This is a genomic window from Sphingopyxis sp. RIFCSPHIGHO2_12_FULL_65_19, assembly GCF_001830555.1.
GTDB lineage: Bacteria > Pseudomonadota > Alphaproteobacteria > Sphingomonadales > Sphingomonadaceae > Sphingopyxis.
Map to the genome: position 1 here is coordinate 49343 of NZ_MIAM01000057.1, position 17125 is coordinate 66467.

Consider the following 17125-nt stretch of genomic DNA (forward strand, 5'->3'; position numbering starts at 1 on the left):
GCGGGGGAACACGGAAATTTTAGGCACGCAGGGTGATCGGGAGAACGAGCCGTGGCCCGCCTGATCCTGTTCAACAAGCCCTGGGGCGTGCTGTCGCAATTCACCGACCGCGGCACGGACACCGCGCGCGCGACGCTGTCCGACTATATCGACGTGCCCGGTGTCTATCCCGCGGGGCGGCTCGATCGTGATAGCGAGGGCCTGCTGGTCCTGACCGACGATGGCGCGTTGCAGGCGCGCATATCGTCGCCGAAGCACAAGACGCCCAAAACCTATCTGGCGCAGGTCGAGGGCGAGCCCGACGCGGCCGCGCTCGAAGCGCTGCGCCGCGGGGTCACGCTCAACGACGGCCCGACGCGCCCCGCGACCGTCCGCCGCATCGATCCGCCGATGCTGTGGGACCGCGACCCGCCGGTGCGATACCGCAAGAGCGTGCCCGACGCCTGGATCGAACTGACGATCACCGAAGGCCGCAACCGCCAGGTTCGCCGCATGACCGCCGCGGTCGGCCATCCGACGCTGCGGCTGGTTCGCTGGCGGATCGGGGAATGGGAGATCGGGGATTTGGGATTGGGGGCGTGGCGGACGGCCTGAAGGCCGCCCGCCGGAGGGGTCACTTGGTCGTGTAGCCGCCATTCACCAGGATCGTCTGGCCGGTCATCCACCAACCTTCGGACACCAGCATCCGAATCCACGGCACGATGTCCTCGATATGGGTCAAACCCGAAGGGGTGAAGGGCGAAAGCGCCGCAGCCGATTTGTGATAGGCGACGGCCTCTTCGCCCTCGGCGGGGTAGAAAAAGGGCGTGTCCATCGGGCCGGGGCCGATCGCGGTCACCGAAATGCCCCGCGCGCCAAACTCCTTCGAGGCGGCGCGGGTGAAATGTTCGACCGGCGCCTTGGTGCCCGCATAGGCGGCATAAAAGGGCGTGTAGGCGCCCAGCAGCGACGTCACCAGCGTGCAGATCTTGCCATTGTCGTTGAGGTGCTTGCCTGCCTCTTTCAGGAAGAAGAAGGCGGTCTTGCTGTTGACCGCGGTCATTTCGTCATATTCGGTTTCGCTGATTTCGGTGAATGGCTTTTTCAGCACCTTGCCCACCGTGTTGATCGCGATGTCGGGGCGCCCGACCGCGGCGATCGTGTCGGCGAACAGCTTTTCCACCGCGGCGGCGCTGGTGAGGTCGGCCTGGAAGGCGATCGCCTCTGCGCCCGCAGCGCGGATCGCCGCGAGCGTTTCGTCGGTCTCCGCCTTTGCGGCGGCGCTGTTATAGTGGACCGCGACCGCCTTGGCGCCTTGCGCGGCGAGATCGCGGGCGACGAGGCCGCCGAGGTTTTTGCCGCCACCGGCGATGAGGACTGTCTTACCCTTGATGCTGTGATCCGTCATAGCTGGTCTCCTTTTCTGACGGGAAGCAACGCCGCCGCGGCTGCGGGGCGCTATCGGGCTGACAATAAAGCCTTTCGGCTTGCCCGCCTTCCAATTCCGGCGCAGATTCCGATTCCGGCGCGATGAGTCGGGAGTTTGGTGGGGGAACTCGCGAGGTGTGTTTTTGACCGAGCAAGCGGTACAGGTCTGGGACAGCATACGGCCGCTGCGGCAGCGAGATCTGGTCGCGCGGCATGAAGTGCGGATCGGGTCGCTCGGCATCGTTGCCGCCACCGAAAAGATCGACCAGCCGACCGACTGGGCGTTCGAGGAATCGCATCATACGATTGTCGTCCATCTGGGCGGACGGGTCGACCGAATGGACTGCGAATTTTCGGTGGGGCCATCGGGTCATGTGCTGCCATCGCGCGGCGATATCTGGATGATCCCGGCGGCGTGCCGCTATGCCGCGCTGGCGCAGGGCGACCGGGCTGAATTTGTCGAGTTTCGGGTGCCGACATCGTTGCTCGCCGACGCGCCGATCGCGGCGCGGGTGCAACATCGCGATGATTTCATTCTGGGCGCGGCGTCGCGATTGACGGAGCTGGTGTCGACGCGGGGCGGCGATCTGGCCGCGATGGCAAGTCATGGCATCGTCCATGCGCTGCAACTCCACCTGCTCGAACGTTATGGCGCCCGCCTGCCCGCGAAGGGGCGGCGCGATCTGTCGGCATCGGACCGGACGCGGGTGGCCGAAGCGATCCGCAGCCAGCTCGACGCACGGCATAGCCTTGCGGGCCTTGCCGCGCTCGTCGGCATGGACGCGCGGCGCTTCTCCACCGCTTTTCGCCAGGCGTTCGGCTTGTCGCCCTGGCAGTTCGTGCTGCGCGCGCGGCTCGACGAGGCGGCACGACAGCTTCGCGATACGCAAGAGTCGGTGACCGAGATTGCGCTGGCGGTCGGATTTGCGACGCCGAGCCATTTTGCGACCGCTTTCGTCAGCCGGTTTGGCGTGCCGCCGTCGCAATATCGCGGCGCGCTGCGATAGGCGTCGGGCAGCATTTGCGCGGGGGCGCGACTTCGCGGCCCCTCGCCTCGCATGACAAGGGGCCCTCCCCATCGCGGCGCGACGGGGAGGAGCCGCGGGTCAGAATTCGACCGACGCCGATGCCTTGAAGGTGCGCGGGCCGCCCTGGACGAGGCGTGAGCCAAAGGCGCTGAAGGCGTTATAGGCGGTGGCCCAATAAGCTTTGTCCGCGACATTATCGACGTTGAAGCGCAAGGTCAGCGGGGTGTCGCCGACGCGCGCGACATAGCGTGCGCCGAGGTCGAAGCGCGTCCAGCTGTCGAGTTCGAGCGTGTTCGCCTGGTCCACCGCCTGCTTGCCCGTGTGGACCACGCGGCCGACCAGCGTCAGCGCGGGCAGGAACGGCAGGTCCCATTCGACGTTCGCGTTCGCCAGTATTTCGGGAACGCCGATGGCGTCATTGCCTTCGTTGATGCCGCCCTCGGTCCGGCGCAGCGTGGCGTCGTTGAAGGTCAGGCCCGAAATGATCCGCAGGCCCTGGACCGGCTCGCCGTCGAGCGTGATTTCGATACCCTTGTTCCGCTGCACGCCATAATTGCCGTAAACCAGCGTGACGGGATCGACGAAGCTGTTGGGCTTGTCGATGCGGAACAGCGCGACGCCCGCGTTGAACGCGCCGAAGTTGAGTTTGCCGCCCACTTCATATTGCGTCGATTTGACCGGCGGCAGCACTGCGCCGCCGTTGATTACCGGAATGTCGTTGCCGCTGCCGTCGTCGATCACCACCGGCGCGGTCGATCCGGCGACCAGCCCCTCGATCCGGTTGGCATAGAGCGACAGGCCGTTCGTCGGCTTGACGACAAGGCCGAGGACCGGGGTTGCCGCCGATTCCTTGTAACCGCCGGTGCGGGCGCCGCCGAAATAGGAGTAAGCGGTCGTCTTGATCTCTTGCAGTCGCAGGCCGCCGGTGATGAGGATGCGGTCGTTCCACAGCCCCAGCGTATTTGATGCGAAGACGCTCGACACGCGGTTGCGGCTGATCGGGAATACATTGTCCAGATCGCCGCCGACGAACCCGCCGGGCGTCGGCGCCGGGGCGATCACCGGGTCGTAAAGATTGGTGGCATAGCTGGTCGCCGAAAAATCATAGGCGTTGCGGTTGAGCTGCCAGCTGACCGCGGCGCCGGCGTTGATCTCGTGGCTGATCCCGCCGCCGTTCAGTTTGATGCGAATGCCCGCAGTCGCCGATTCATTATTATCCTCGCGCGGGACGTAGGAGCCGCTGCCGCTCGCGGCGCCGGTGACCGCATCGAGCACGGTGATGCTGGCGGTGGTCTGGTCCTCGCGCCCGTCGCGCGCGCCGACCTTGGCATACAGCATCGCGGCGTCGGATACGTCATATTCGATGCTGAAGGTGCCGAAGAAATCCTTGGTCAGGATCTGGCTCCACGGCTGCGAATAATTGGTGTCGGCATCCGGAACCGCAGGAATGACTGCGCCGATGCCGACCTGGCCGCGCCAGAATTTCTGGTTCAGCCGCTGGTAGTTGAGGTTCAGCGCGGTGCGCAGCGGTCCGTTGTTGTAATCGAGCGTCGCGCCGAGGACGTAGCTCGAGTGAAATTCATCGTCGATCGCAATGTCGCCCCGGCGCGCCGATCCGTTGATCCGCAGACCCCATTCGTCATTGGCGCCAAAGCGGCGCGCGACGTCGACTGCGCCAGAAATGTGCGAAGCGGAGGTATAGCCCAGCGTCGCGCGGACCATGTCGCGCTCGGCCTTTTTGGGCAGGATGTTGACGCTGCCGCCGATGCCGCTACCGCCCGGCGCCGCGCCGTTCAGAAAGGCGCTGGCGCCGTTGATGACCTGGACCGAGGAGACGAGTTCGGGGGCGACGATCTGGCGCGGGGTGATGCCATAAAGGCCGTCGAAGCCGACATCGTCGGAGGCAAGGTCGAAGCCGCGGATGACAAAGACTTCGCCGGCGATGCCAAAGCCCAGCGCGGTGCGGACCGTCGGATCATTTTCCAGCACCTCGCCAAGCGAATCGGGCTGCTGGTTCAGGATCAGCGCTTCGTTATAGCTGCGGATGTTGAACGGAATATCCTCGGCCGCCTTGGTGCCGAAGACGCCGACATTGCCGCCGCCCGTCACCTTGGTCTGGTTGTTGCGCTGCGCTGTGACGATGATGTCGTCGCTGTCGCCGCCCTCCTGCGCGATCGCGGGCATCGTGGCGGCGAGCGTCGCGGCGGCGGCGGAGAGGCCGAGCGCGATGCGGGCGTTGAACTTGGTCACTTTCATTCCCCTTGAAAGCGCGGCGGCGGCCGCGCAGCAAAATTCAGGTCCGGCGGGCGCGCATCGCCCAGCCGACGGCACAGACGGGTATCGCCAGCGCGACCCAGGCGGCGGCGTCGCGCAGCCCGTCGCCGGTCAGCGCAACGACCAGCCCGATGATGCTGGCGATCGCGAGCAGCAGCGGGACGGCGAAGATCGCGCGGAGACCCTGTTTCTTCATTCGGCGGGCGCCAGTTCGCCGCCGCTTTCGACCTCGCGCACCAGCGCGTCGGTGCCGTAGCGGCGCTTGCCGAGCCAGAGATAGAGGCCCGAGCCGAGCACGATCATCGTGAAGAGGGTGAGGATCGCCCAGAGCAGCTTGAGCGGCAGCCCGCCATAATCGCCAAAGTGCAGCGGCTGCGACAGCGCGAGCGCTTTGACATACCAGGGCATCGGGCGCGCGTCGGTGAAGTCGCCGGTCTTCGCATCGATCAGCGCCGAGGTGAGAAGGCGTTCGGTCAGCGGCGTGTCGCCCTGAAAAAACACCGCATAATGATGCTGGCTGCTGAATGCGCCGCCGGGAAAGGCGATGAACTGGGGGTTGTTGCCGGGAATTTCCCGCCGTGCCGCCGCCATCGCCTTGTCGATCGAGCCATAGTCCTGGGGCGCGACGGCGCCCTTGCCGGCATAGGCCCGGGTCATCTCTGCCAGTTCGGTCATCTGCCAATATTGGAAGATCGGGGTCGCGAGCGCGTTGATCACGCCGGTCGCGCCGACGACCGTCATCCATGCGAGCGCGACGATGCCGAGGAGGTTGTGATAGTCGAGCCATTTCACGCGGCGGCTGCGCGAGGTGCGCAGCGTACCGAATTCCAGCTTTTTCATGAAGGGCGCATAAAGCACGACCCCCGAGACGATCGCGATGACGAAGAACAGACCCATCAGCCCAAGGAACAACATGCCGGGCAGGCCAAGGAACATGTCGGTGTGCAGTTGCAGCAGGAAATGCATCACGCCGCTTTCATCGACGGTCGATGTGGCATCGCCCGTCGAACGGTCGAGGATCTGGATCGTCATATCCTCGGCGGGCGAATCGGGGCGCGGCGCGGTCGTGACCGTCATGGACGGCTGGTCGTTGTCGAACGCCATGAACACCGGAACCTCGCCGGGGCGCGCGGCGAGTGCCTTTGCCAGCATCGCGTCGAGCGGTTGGAGGCCGGGGGCCTCGCCCGACGATCCGACGCCGGGCATCCCGTAATTCGGCGCGTCCTCGGTCAGTTCGTCGATTTCATGGTGAAAGATCAGCGGCAGGCCGGTGACGCAAAGCATCAGCAGGAACAGGGTGCAGACGATGCTCGTCCATTTATGGATCAGGAACCATGTACGGATGGTCGCGCGTTGCATGGAAAAAGGCTGCCGCTATTGCGAGGAATAATCAATAGCGCCCTATGGCTTGGCTTTGCCCTTGGCAACCCGCTTTGCGGCGCCGACCCCATCATATGGGCCATCCATGCCATCAATCGGGCCAGCCGGCGGCCTTCCCGGCGCGCGCGCCGCGATGGCGCCGACCGCCATGCGATTCACTTCCCTTTCACACCGGGCAGCCTATAGTGGCCAATGAGGGACCGCTCGCACTGTTGGAGCAACTATGCCCTTGAGCAGCGAGATGCAGCGATTGCGCGCCGAACATGCGGCGCTGGTCACGCTGTCGCGGATCATCCTAGGCATGACCGACCTGCCCGGCCCTCCCGACGCAAACCAGCTCGCGGCCGCGCGCAGCCAGTTGCGCGACGCGCTGGTCCGGCACCTGAAATGTGAAGACTGGATATTATACCCACGCATGATGGCGACGGGCGATCCCGAACTGATGCGGATCACACGCGAGTTTGAAATCGAAATGGGCGGCCTGGCGGCGGATTTTGTCGCGTATGACGACAAATGGACGCGCGAGGCGATCATTGGCGACTGGCAGGGCTTTTGCGGCGAGACCAGAACCGTCTTCGGCTTGCTGGCGACGCGCGTCGAACGCGAAGAGCGCGAGCTGTATCCGCTTGCCGAAAAATTATATGCCTCCGCCGCGGCGGTGGGGCCGCCGATCAGGGCCGGATCGACAATTTCCAGCTGATCGCGACGCGCCAGTCCTGATCGAAACCAGGCACCGGCTGTTTCCACGCATCGGCGAGTTCGAGGCCGATTGTGGCATTGTCCGCATAGGCAAGGCGAATGCCACCGCCCCAGCTGCCGAGCCGGAAATCGGTGCGCGGCGTCGCGGCGCGGGCGCGCAGCGTCACCTCGGCATAATCGACGAAACCGTAAAGCTCGCTCTTGGCAAGCTTGCCGCCGCGTAGGGGCCGCAGCGCGAGTTCGCCGAAGGTCGCATAGCCGCGGTCGCCGTTGACCAGCCCGTCGGCGAAGGCGCGTCCGAACGTCGCGCCGCCGACACTGAACCGCTGCGCCGCGGGCAGGCGGTCGCGCGTCCAGCGGCCGGTTGCCGCGGCGCGAACCACGGCGACCTTGCCGATCGCCCGATTGGCTTCGATGCTGGCGTCGACATAGGCAAAGCCCGCTTCGCCGACTGCGGGATCGACGCGCGCGCCGGCAAAATCGAGACCCTTGGCACCGCCAAGCCGCGCGCCGACGACGGTGCGATCCTCGCTCACGCGAAAGGCGAGGCTGCCGCTCGCCGTCCAGCTTTTTTCGGCAGCAATAGTCGAGCCGAAGAGGGCGTTTTTCGAATCGAGATAATCGAGACGGAGCGCGGCGACGAGGTTGCGCCGCGTCGCGCGGATCAGCGGATGGGTGACGCCGATGCCCGCACTCCACGCCTCGCCGTCGATCGCCAGGCCGCGCGGGCGCGTCCGCAGCGCCGCGCCCGACACTTCGGCGCGGGTGCCGTCGGCGCCGATCGGGGTCGAATGGCTCGCCGCAAGATAGAGCAGCGACTTGACGTTGAGCGCCGCCGCGCCCGACAGCCGTGTTTCGTCGCCGCTGCGCAGCAGGCTGGAGCCGCGCGCGTTTGCCTCGACAATGCCGTCGTCGACGAACTGGCTGGTACGCGTCGTGAAGCCGAGCCCGATCGTCGGCTCTTTCGCATCGATCGCGAGGTCGAGCGCGACCGCACCTTGCGCGCCGCCGAGCGCCAGCGACGGGGAGACGGTGACGCCGGGAATGTCGGCGATATTGCCGAGCGCGCGTTCAAAGTGGGCGCGGGCGAGCGGGCGGCGGTCGGGGAGGCGGGCCGCCATCCGGGCGACGAGCGACGCGGGGCCGCTGTCGCTCTCGCCGCTCAAGCCGACCGACCCGACATAGCCCTCGGCCGACGCGACGGTGACAATACCGCCCGACAGATCCTGTTCGGGAATGACGAGTGTGAAGAGCGCGACGCTCGATCGGTTATAGGCGCGCGTCATCGCCGCGGCGAGCCGCGCGAGATTGTCCGCCGACGCCGGCTTGCCGACAAAGCGTTGCGCCGCGCGGCCGACATTGGCGGGCACGCCCGCGCCGACGAAGCGGATTTCGCGGATGATGACATCGGGCCGCGCGCCGAGTTCGACCTTGCCGAGCGAGAGCGGCTTCGCCTCCGGGTCGGGCAGGGGGGCGCGGCTGCGGTCGGGGGCGAGGGGCGGGCGGCCATCGAGCGCCGTCGCCGCCGGTTGGGCCGCGAGCGCCGCGGCGGGGAGGAGCGAGGCTCCCGCCACCGCCGCGGCACAGGCGATGCGCAATGGGCGCATGGGGAGCGGCCTCAGTTGCCGCGCTTCGGCTTCACGCCGCCGAGGACGCCCCCGACGGTGCCGGTCACCCCCGTGACGAGGCCGGTCACGGGATCGATCGCCGCGCCGCCGTCGGCCGTGCCGCCGGTGACCCCGCCGCCGACCTGCGCGAGGGCCCCGGTCGCCGTCGTGACGACGTTGCCGACGAGCGCAACCGGCGATCCGGCCGGGTTCCCGCTCGTCAGCCCGCCTGCTGTCCCGCCGAGCAGATTGCCGCCGGTGCCGGGTTGGAGCGTGACGAGCTGGCCCCCCGATCCGACGCCGACGGTCAGCAGGCTGCCATTCTGCTGGCCGGGCGACAGGATGCTGGCACCGATCAGCGGCGAAGCGCCCGCGCTGCCGAGCGCCGTCGCCTTGCCGATCGTCGCGGTGACGAGTTGGCCGGGCGCGGCAGTGAGGCCGTCGACCAGATATTGCTGGCCGCTGCCCGTCTGGACCAGCGCGACACCGGTGCTTTTGACTACCCCGACGACGGTGCCGACCAGATTGGCGTTCCCCGGCACCTTGCCGTCAACGGCGCTGGCGAGCAGCAATCCCTTGTCAGCGATGACATTGACGAGGCCGCCCGTTTTCACGAGCACGCCGCCGATCACCGGATTGACGCTGGCGGGGTCGCCGGTGTTGGCGAGCAGCCCGGTGCCTGCGACGCCGCCGGGACCGACGAGGCCGCCGACCGCCAGCGCACCGGCGTCGCCGAGGGCGAGGCCGCTGCCCGCGGGCCCGGCCGGTCCCGCGGGTCCGGCCGGACCCTGCGCGCCTGCCGGGCCGACGGCGCCGGTCGCGCCGCCGCTGCCAACACTGCCGACGCGGTAACTGCCCGACGATTCACATGCTGCGAGCGCGAAGCAGGCAGGTATCAGGATGAGGTGGGCTGGACGAAATTCAAGACAAGACAAAGGCATGATAAATCCCCTTCGTGCATGATCTGGTCCCTATGCCCGTTATTCGTGCGCGGCGAATAAGTTCCCTTTAATGTTGATAATGATTGAAATAAATTTGGATCATTAACCAGATTATTTTCAGAAAACTAAGTTTTCTAGGAAAAATATCGACTCTTTTTTAGTAATGGTTTATATTTCATTTAATTTTTGTTTACCGTTCGATTGCGGTGATTGTTTCGGATTGACGCAGTTTTTCGGCCGGGAGATCGGCGCGGCGCACGCCGCGCGTAAGGGGCGGGCCAATCGCGATGGGCCGGCAGGGCAAGCGCGGCGTCGGTGCGCGCGAGGGCGAGCGCATGGCGCGGGCGGGGCCGGATGCCGCCTTTTCATTGACGATGACGGCGTCGCCCCGCTAGGGCCGCGCCATCATTTCAGGCATTTTTGGGAATCAAGTTCATGACCGACACGCCGCCCGACCATATGTCGACCAACCCGCGTTCGCCCCATTTCGACATGGAGGTGCTCCAGCGCGGCATCGGCATCCGCTTCAAGGGCAAAGAGCGCACCGACGTCGAGGAATATTCGATCTCCGAAGGCTGGATTCGCGTCGCTGCGGGCAAATCCAAAGACCGTTTCGGCCAGCCGATGACGATCAAGCTGTCGGGCGAGGTCGAGGCCTGGTTCGAGGATGTCGCCGGCGAAAGCGACGGCCAAGGCGACAAGGCGACCGAGGAATAATCGGCGGGCGTCATGCCGCGCGCTTGGGCTGCCTTTGCAGGGGGCCAGGGTCGGCAATGACGCCGATGGGCGGCCGACGGGAGCGTGTTCGGGTGTTTACTGGCCGAGCGAGGCGGCGACGAATTCCAGGCCGTTGCCGGGTTTCCAGTCATTCTGCGCCCACACCGGCGCCTTGAAGCTCGGTGCCGGGTTGGGTGCGTCGGCGGCGCCGCCCGAATAGATGAAGCCCTGCACCGGATTGGCGCGGAGGCCAAGGTCGCCGATCGGCGCATACCAGACGCGGACCATGCTCCAGTCGCCGGCGGCGCTGACGTCGATGACGCGGACATTGCGTTCGATCTGGCCGCGGCGGCCATTGATCGGCGACCAATTGGCATGGTCGATCAGGATTTCCCGGTCGTCGACGATTTTCTTGACCACGGCGACATGGCCCATCGGCATTCCGCGCGTACCGGCAAAGGCCATCACCGCGCCCTTGCGGGGCTCGGCGCCGCGTTCGTAGGTGCCCGCCGCCTGCGACCACCAGGTCTTGGCATTGCCGCGGATTTCGACGCCCGATTCGGCGCGAGCAAAAGGAACACACTGGAGGTAACCCTGCGCCGCGGCCGGGGCGCTGGCGAGCAGGCCGGTGATCATCATCACAGACGCGGCGGCGGCTGCCAGATAGCGACGATAGAGCATGAAATGCGACCCCCGATGGCTTGTCTTCAAGCGTTGGAGCGTCTTTGCTATGCCTTGCGCGCTCTACCAACCGCATAGCGACGAGTTGCGCTCATGGTGCGGTGGATGGGGGAACCTTTTGTTAAGGCGTTCGATTCGCCGTGCGGGCCTGTCGTCTCGCCGTTAACCGGCGGCCCCCCTCAGCGCGGCAAGCGGTCGACCTGTCGCCGTCAGGCCGCGACCGTCGTCACATCGTCGGGGCGGCGGAACAGGGTCAGGACGTCGCTCGCCGGCATCGGGCGCCCGTAATAATAACCCTGGATATTGCTGCACCCAAAGCTGCGCAGCGTTTCGACTTCCAGTTCGGTTTCGGCGCCCTCGGCGGTCGTCGACATGCCAAGGCTGTCGGCGAGCGCCACCACGGCGCGGATGATCGCGATCGATTCGATGCTCCCCTTCGCCGCGCCGACCACAAAGCTGCGGTCGACCTTGATCGTCGAAAATTGCGTCTTGCGCAGATAGCCGAGCGACGAATAGCCGGTGCCGAAATCGTCGAGCGACAGGCGGATGCCGAGCCCGATCAGCTGGTCGAGCAATTGCGCCGCGCCGCCGCCGTCGCGCAGGAACACGCTTTCGGTGACTTCGATTTCCAGCCGTTGCGGCGACAGGCCGCTCTGCGCCAGTGCGGATACGACGACCGAGGCAAAGCTGGGGTCGGTGAGCTGGTCGGCGGAGACGTTGATAGCGACCTTCAGGTTCGACGGCCATTTCATCGCCTCGTGGCATGCGGTGCGCAACACCCATTCGCCGATCGGTGAGATCAGGCGCGCATCCTCGGCGAGCGGGATGAAGCGACCGGGCGACACATTGCCAAGCTTCTGGTTGTGCCAGCGGATCAGCGCCTCGAAACCGTTGAGCGTGCCGTCGGTCGCGGTGACCACCGGCTGGTAGTAAAGTTCAAATTCGCCGCGTTCGAGCGCGCCGCGCAATTCCTGCTCCATGACGCGCCGTTCTTCGGCCTGGGCGTGCAGCGAGGCGACATAGGCGGCAACGACATTGCCGCCCCGATCCTTCGATTTATAGAGCGCGAGGTCGGCATTGCGGGTCAGCGTTTCGACCGTCGCGCCGTCCTGTGGCCCGATGGCAAAACCGATGCTGGCGCCGACGAACAGTTGGTGATTGTCGACGACATAGGGACGGCTGATCGTCGTAATCAGCCGCTTGGCGAGTTCTTCGGCCGCGTCGGCCGACGGCACATTGTGAAGCACGACGGCAAATTCATCGCCGCCCAGGCGCCCGCACGTCATCCCGCGTTCCATCAGCCCCTTGAGCCGCGCCGCGACCTGCGCGAGCAATTTGTCACCGACCGGGTGTCCCAACGTGTCGTTGACCGCCTTGAACCGATCGAGGTCGATCATCAGCAGGGCGCAGCGTGTTTTGGCCTCGACCGCGTGGGTGAGCGCGCGGGCCAGATCCTCGTTCAGGCTGAGGCGGTTGGGCAGGCCGGTCAGATTGTCGAAGCGCGCCATCTTGGCGATCTGTTCGGCGGTCGCGCGCTGTTCGGTGACGTCGGACCCGACGCCGCGAAAGCCCAGGAACTTGCCCGATTCGTCGAGGCGCGGCGATGCCGACAGCTCCCACCAGCGCGGCAGGCCGCCGATGGTGACGGGGACGATCAGGTTGGAAAAGCTTTCGCGCCGTTTCATCCGTTCGGCCATGTCGTGCAGGCTTTTGGGAAACAGCCCGGTTTCCCAGGCGTCGCCCGACAGCGCCTGGAGCAGCGGCAGACCCTCGATCGCTTCGGCAGAGCCGCCCAGCGCATAAGCGAGGCGCGGGGAGACATGGACAAGGCGGCGGCTGTTGTCGGTCTGCCACAACCAGTCGGCGGATGTTTCCTCGAACTCGCGCAGCAGCAGGCTGACCGTTTCGGTCTTTTCGTGGAGCGTCTCTTCGGCGCGGCGAAAGCGGATATGGCTTTGAGCGAAGCGGACGCAGAAAACGCAGAGTAGCAGCCCGGCGACCATTGCCACCGCGGCGAGCTGCGGCGCCCCGGCGCGGACGAGCGCGATCGCCGCCGACAAAGTGACGGGACCGATGAACAGCGCACAGGCCATCGGCACGCTGTGCGCGACGATCGCCAGCGTCACCATCATCAGCACTGCGATCGTCCACATCGACAGCACATGGTCGAGCGGCGGCGCCGCGCCGTGCAACCAGAAGGGGCTGCCCCACAACAGCGCCGAATAGAGCGCGTGGCGGCAGCACAGCCGATATTCGGCGACCCCGGACAATTTGGGGTCGCCCAGCGGCAGCCCCTGGAATTTGCTGTAGGACCACAGGCCGAACAGCAACGCCGCCACAAGCCAGCCCCCGGCAATCGGCAGCGGTACGCTGTGGACCATGGTAAAGGCGGCGACGAGCGCCATGCCGAGACCCATCAACAAGCGCAGCGACCCGCGGCCGCGGAGCGGCGCGAGCTGGAGCTGGCGGAGGTCGCCGATGTCCTCAACGCGCGCCCCCAGCCCCAACAGGGTCCGCGCAGGAATGACTTCGGCAGCAATCGGGTCGGTCAGCAAGCTTTTCACCGGCCCCGTTTAGCGTGCGGGGGTTACTCGAAGGTAACCATCGCGCTGTTCGGCCGCGAATTTTTGTGCCGTGCAGGGACAAATTTGCGAGGCGATGGCGGCCGACGGTTTTGGGGTGGGGAGGGGGCGTTAGCTGACTGTTTTTCGTCATCCCGGACTTGATCCGGGATCCATAACTGAACCGTCGTCATGGACCCCGGATCAAGTCCGGGGTGACGAGGATGGGTAGGTCCACAACTGGTCGTTAGCCGCCGATCCAGCCATTCTGTCGGAAAGAGACGGATGCCTAGAATTTCTTGCCGGTAATCCGGCTGATTTCCTTGGCGACCATCGCTTCGACGAGCGGCGGCAAGTTGGTGTCGAGCCAGTCCTTGAGCATCGGGCGCAGCGCATCGAGGACGACATCCTCCATCGTGCGGCCCGCGGCGGCGGGAGCCGTGACCGCGGCCGCCGCCGCGACCGGCGCAACCGCGGCGGTCAGCGCCTCCAGCGACTGGCGCGCCGCATCGGCGCTGGCCTCGGACACCAGCTCTTCGGCCAGAGTCGCCGGCTCGGCTGCCGCATCCTCTTCTTCCCGAAGATCAAGAATATCCTCGGCTTCGGCGGTCGGCACCTCGCGGGCCGAACCCGGCGCATCGTCACGCGCGATCACGCGTCGAATCGACGACAAGATATCTTCCATCGACGGTTCCCGCGACATGTCGCCCATCCATCAGCCCCCTCAGCCCCCACGAAAACAGGGCAGTTAACCATCTTCTACCGCTCGGGGGCGGGCTTTGCCAAGCCTTATTGTGGCGGCAGCGGCGGCGGGCCGACGGGGACGCCGGCGGTGGCGGGCGGAACGGCGCGGGTGTCGGTCGCCTGCTGTTGCGGCGCCGGGTCGTCGGCCCAGTCCCAGATTTGGCCCTTCACGCGCTTGTAATTGGCGGCGGGGTCATAGAGCGCGCCGCCTTCGATGCCGAGATCGCGCGCTTCGGCCTTGCCCATCGCCGCGAGCACCGAAAAGGCCGCGACATAGGAGTTGCGCTGCGCCGACACGAGCTGGACCTGGGTGTTCAGATATTCCTGTTCGGCGTTCAATATGTCGAGGATCGAGCGCGTGCCGACGCTGTTTTCGGCGCGCACGCCTTCGAGCGAGAGCGCATTGGCGCTCACCGCCTGCTGCGTTGCTGCGATGATCCGTTCATTCGCCTGCCACGCGGCATAGGCACCGCGCGTCTGCGCGATCACGCCGCGTTCGACCTCGACATATTGTTCGATCGCCTGGCTGCTGCGCGATTGCGCCTGGCGCACCTGCGCCGAGCGGCGGCCGCCGGTGAAGATCGGCAGCGTGACCTGCACCCCGGCCGCCGCGCTCGACGTTTCCTGCGTGACGCTGACGCCGGGGACGCCGCTGTCGAGCGAGCCGAGATAATTATTGTAGCCGCCGCTGAGGATCGCCGACACCTTGGGCGCGCGCGCCGATTTGGCGGTCCCGATGTCAGCTTTCGACGCATTGACCAGCTCGTTCGCCGATTCGATGTCGGGGTTGCTGTCCAGCGCGATCGCGACCGCATCCTCGGCGGTGGTCGGCAGGTTCGGGAGCTGCGGCGGAGCCTCCAGATCGACCGGCGCTTCGCCGACGAGACGGATATAACCCTCGCGGCTGGCGATCAGATTGGCTTCGGCAGTGCGCAGGTCGCCTTCCGCCAGCGCGAGCCGGGCTTCGGATTGCGCAACGTCGGTGCGCGTCAGGTCGCCGATCTCGAACCGGTCGCTCGTCGCCTGGAGGTTGGTGCGCAGGACCGAGACATTCTTCTGGTTGAGCTGGACGATCGCCTGGTCGCGGATGACGTCCATATAGGCGCCGACGACTTGCGAGAAAATGCTCGCCTCGGTCGCACGAAGGTCGGCCTGCCCCGCCTCGACGCGAAATCTGGCGGCGCGCACCGCGTTGCGCACCGCTCCGCCCTGATACAGCGGCACGGTCAGCTGGCCGCCCGCGCTCAGCGAGCGCGCGGGTGCGTTGAAGCTGTTGCCGGGGACGATGATATTTTCGTCATAACTGCCCTGCGTGCCGATATCGGGCAGCCCGTAGCTTTTCTGGATCGGGACATTTTCATCGTTCGCCCGCTGACCCGCGCGCGCCGCGGTCAGCGTCGGGTTGTTTTCATAGGCCTTGGCAAGCGCACCCTGCAACGTTTCCGCATGCGCCGCCATCGGCAGCAGCAACGCTCCCGCCGCAAAACCAGCCAGCCAGCGGGCACGACGAAGAGTCTGTTTCTTATCGGTATCGATCATCGTGGTGTCAGCCTGAAACAAGGAGGGATGGGCCTTTAGAACCGGAAACCTGCCGGGGCGGCAAAGCCGGGCAGGGGGGCAACGTCCATGTCGGCGAAGCTGCGCAGGGCGACGGTGCCGCCCGCCTTCACGCCTTCGACCAGTCGGGTCACTGCACCTTCGCGCCGCGCTGCAACCAGCCGACCGCCGTCGGCCAGCTGCGCGACCAGCGCGTCGGGCAGCGTTTCGATCGCGCCCTCGATGATGATGCGGTCGAACGGGGCGGCATTGGGCGCCCCTGCGTTCAGCGGGCCTTCGACCCAGCGGATGCTGTCGTTCAGGGTGGCGGCCTGCGCCGCGGCCATCAGATCGCCCGCTTCCTCGACCGCGGTCACGTCGGCGCCGAGCCGCGCGAGCAATGCGGCGGTGTAGCCCGTCGCGCTGCCGATCAGCAGCACGCGCATTGCGGGACGGATCGCCGCGGCGACGATCATCCGGCCGGTCACGAGCGGTGCATTGAGCGCGCGGCCGTGGCCGAGCGCGATCGCGCGGTCCATATAGGCGACGCCGCCCATTGCAGCCGGGACATGCGCCTCGCGCGCGACGGCGGCCATCGCGCCGACCACCGCCGGGTCGATGACGTCGTTCGTCCTCAGCTGGCTATCGATCATGGCGGAGCGCATCTCCGCCGCCGTGATTTCGCTAAACTTCGTCGCCATCAGCGTTTTCCGATTCTTTGGGTAGGAACCTTTGCGGAGCAGCTCTAGCCGAAGCAATGCTGTATTGCAATAGTAATACAGCCCCGCAGCCGCATCGCCGCCGCGCATAGCTGTCAACGCCGATGGCGCCAACCCTCATCGCGCGGTTCGGGGTGCCCGGCGGCGCGGTTCCGGCGAATCCTTGACAAGGCCGCGAAACCCCCTCACTAGCGGCGCCGTTCCACACCCGGTCGGCCCGCGAACCCGCGGCCCGGCATTCGGCATGAGGCCCGATGGCGGAGTGGTGACGCAGCGGACTGCAAATCCGCGCACGCCGGTTCGATTCCGGCTCGGGCCTCCAATATCCCGATCCCGTTCATGATCCTCGTCGGGGCAGGTGCCGCCCGGCCACGCACGGCGTGGATGCTCCCGCGATGCGACAGGATATGCTAAGCGATCCGCGGCCGCAGAGGAGAATGAATATGGCGCACGGGACAGCCCGTATCGGCAACGATCATTATCGTACCGAAATCACGGTCAGCGGCCACGCGCTGGTCGCCGACGAAGGGGCCGGGCTGGGTGGGCAGAATAGCGGCCCCGCGCCTTATGACCTGTTGCTCGCCAGCCTTGGCGCCTGCACCGCGATCACGCTGCGCATGTATGCCGACCGCAAAGGGTGGCCGATGGCATCGGTCGAAGTCGGCTTGCGTCTGCAAAATGCCGACGGGCTGCGGATCGACCGTGTGCTGACGATCGCTGGACTGGACGACGAACAGCGGGCGCGGATGGCCGATATTGCCGAGCGAACGCCGGTGACCCTGACGCTGAAGGGCGGGCTGCCGATCGACACGCGGCTCGGCTGACCGCACG

Annotated in this window: 16 protein-coding genes and 1 tRNA gene; 6 read left to right on the forward strand and 11 right to left on the reverse strand. The window is 66.3% G+C overall.

From position 1 onward, the window contains the following. Window positions 1-51: 51 nt before the first annotated feature. Entirely contained in the window at window positions 52-594 is a 543-nt protein-coding gene (locus A3E77_RS16155) for a pseudouridine synthase (RefSeq protein ID WP_293647806.1), read from the forward strand. A 19-nt stretch (window positions 595-613) separates the two neighbouring features. Here the strand turns inward: A3E77_RS16155 and A3E77_RS16160 are convergent, their stop codons facing one another. Then, window positions 614-1387 (reverse strand): SDR family oxidoreductase, encoded by a 774-nt coding sequence (locus tag A3E77_RS16160; protein ID WP_293647807.1) that lies wholly within the window; start codon window positions 1385-1387, stop codon window positions 614-616. 163 nt (window positions 1388-1550) lie between these two features. Here A3E77_RS16160 and A3E77_RS16165 point away from each other — a divergent pair, with 163 nt between their 5' ends. Then, window positions 1551-2414 carry a helix-turn-helix transcriptional regulator gene (locus tag A3E77_RS16165; protein WP_293647808.1) on the forward strand — a complete coding sequence of 288 codons (864 nt, stop codon included), beginning with the start codon at window positions 1551-1553 and terminating at the stop codon, window positions 2412-2414. Window positions 2415-2513: 99 nt separating this feature from the next. Here A3E77_RS16165 and A3E77_RS16170 read toward each other — a convergent pair whose 3' ends face one another. Genes A3E77_RS16170 through A3E77_RS16180 form a run of 3 tightly spaced genes read right to left on the reverse strand, consistent with a single transcriptional unit; the run spans window position 2514 to window position 6068 of the window. Beyond that, on the reverse strand, window positions 2514-4691 hold the full coding sequence (locus A3E77_RS16170; RefSeq protein ID WP_458574462.1) for a TonB-dependent receptor: 2178 nt from the start codon (window positions 4689-4691) through the stop codon (window positions 2514-2516). A 37-nt stretch (window positions 4692-4728) separates the two neighbouring features. After that, window positions 4729-4905, reverse strand: a complete 177-nt coding sequence (locus A3E77_RS16175; protein WP_293647810.1) for a hypothetical protein — start codon at window positions 4903-4905, stop codon at window positions 4729-4731. Next, a complete protein-coding gene (locus A3E77_RS16180; protein ID WP_293647811.1) occupies window positions 4902-6068 on the reverse strand; it encodes a PepSY-associated TM helix domain-containing protein in 1167 nt (388 codons plus the stop codon). Before A3E77_RS16180 ends, A3E77_RS16175 begins: the two co-directional genes overlap by 4 nt. 262 nt (window positions 6069-6330) lie before the next feature. Here A3E77_RS16180 and A3E77_RS16185 point away from each other — a divergent pair, with 262 nt between their 5' ends. Continuing rightward, window positions 6331-6789, forward strand: coding sequence for a hemerythrin domain-containing protein (locus A3E77_RS16185; protein ID WP_293647812.1), 459 nt, complete (start codon window positions 6331-6333; stop codon window positions 6787-6789). On the opposite strand, the gene A3E77_RS16190 is transcribed toward A3E77_RS16185, so the two are convergent. Together A3E77_RS16190 and A3E77_RS16195 are read right to left on the reverse strand one after the other, a co-directional pair. Continuing rightward, window positions 6761-8395: a ShlB/FhaC/HecB family hemolysin secretion/activation protein gene (locus tag A3E77_RS16190; RefSeq protein ID WP_293647814.1), complete on the reverse strand. Its 1635-nt coding sequence runs from the start codon at window positions 8393-8395 to the stop codon at window positions 6761-6763. The genes A3E77_RS16185 and A3E77_RS16190 overlap by 29 nt on opposite strands. 11 nt (window positions 8396-8406) lie before the next feature. Continuing rightward, window positions 8407-9336, reverse strand: coding sequence for a hypothetical protein (locus A3E77_RS16195; RefSeq protein ID WP_293647816.1), 930 nt, complete (start codon window positions 9334-9336; stop codon window positions 8407-8409). A 435-nt stretch (window positions 9337-9771) separates the two neighbouring features. Between A3E77_RS16195 and A3E77_RS16200 the strand changes: the two genes are divergently transcribed. Further along, the gene (locus tag A3E77_RS16200) at window positions 9772-10053 is read left to right on the forward strand and encodes a DUF3297 family protein (protein WP_293647818.1); all 282 of its coding nucleotides are present in this window, start codon (window positions 9772-9774) and stop codon (window positions 10051-10053) included. 96 nt (window positions 10054-10149) lie between these two features. Here A3E77_RS16200 and A3E77_RS16205 read toward each other — a convergent pair whose 3' ends face one another. The 5 genes from A3E77_RS16205 to A3E77_RS16225 all read right to left on the reverse strand — a co-directional run bounded on the left by A3E77_RS16205 (window position 10150) and on the right by A3E77_RS16225 (window position 16276). Next, window positions 10150-10734, reverse strand: coding sequence for a CHAP domain-containing protein (locus A3E77_RS16205; protein ID WP_293647820.1), 585 nt, complete (start codon window positions 10732-10734; stop codon window positions 10150-10152). Window positions 10735-10943: 209 nt separating this feature from the next. After that, window positions 10944-13298, reverse strand: coding sequence for a putative bifunctional diguanylate cyclase/phosphodiesterase (locus A3E77_RS16210; protein ID WP_293647822.1), 2355 nt, complete (start codon window positions 13296-13298; stop codon window positions 10944-10946). 286 nt (window positions 13299-13584) lie between these two features. Further along, a complete protein-coding gene (locus A3E77_RS16215; protein WP_293647824.1) occupies window positions 13585-14007 on the reverse strand; it encodes a DUF2497 domain-containing protein in 423 nt (140 codons plus the stop codon). Between the two features lie 77 nt (window positions 14008-14084). Beyond that, entirely contained in the window at window positions 14085-15578 is a 1494-nt protein-coding gene (locus A3E77_RS16220; RefSeq protein ID WP_293647826.1) for a TolC family outer membrane protein, read from the reverse strand. A gap of 35 nt (window positions 15579-15613) precedes the next feature. After that, entirely contained in the window at window positions 15614-16276 is a 663-nt protein-coding gene (locus A3E77_RS16225) for a protein-L-isoaspartate O-methyltransferase family protein (protein WP_293647828.1), read from the reverse strand. Window positions 16277-16542: 266 nt separating this feature from the next. Between A3E77_RS16225 and A3E77_RS16230 the strand changes: the two genes are divergently transcribed. Beyond that, a tRNA-Cys gene (locus A3E77_RS16230) sits at window positions 16543-16616 on the forward strand. Between the two features lie 121 nt (window positions 16617-16737). Then, the gene (locus A3E77_RS16235; protein WP_293647830.1) at window positions 16738-17118 is read left to right on the forward strand and encodes an OsmC family protein; all 381 of its coding nucleotides are present in this window, start codon (window positions 16738-16740) and stop codon (window positions 17116-17118) included. Window positions 17119-17125 lie beyond the last annotated feature (7 nt).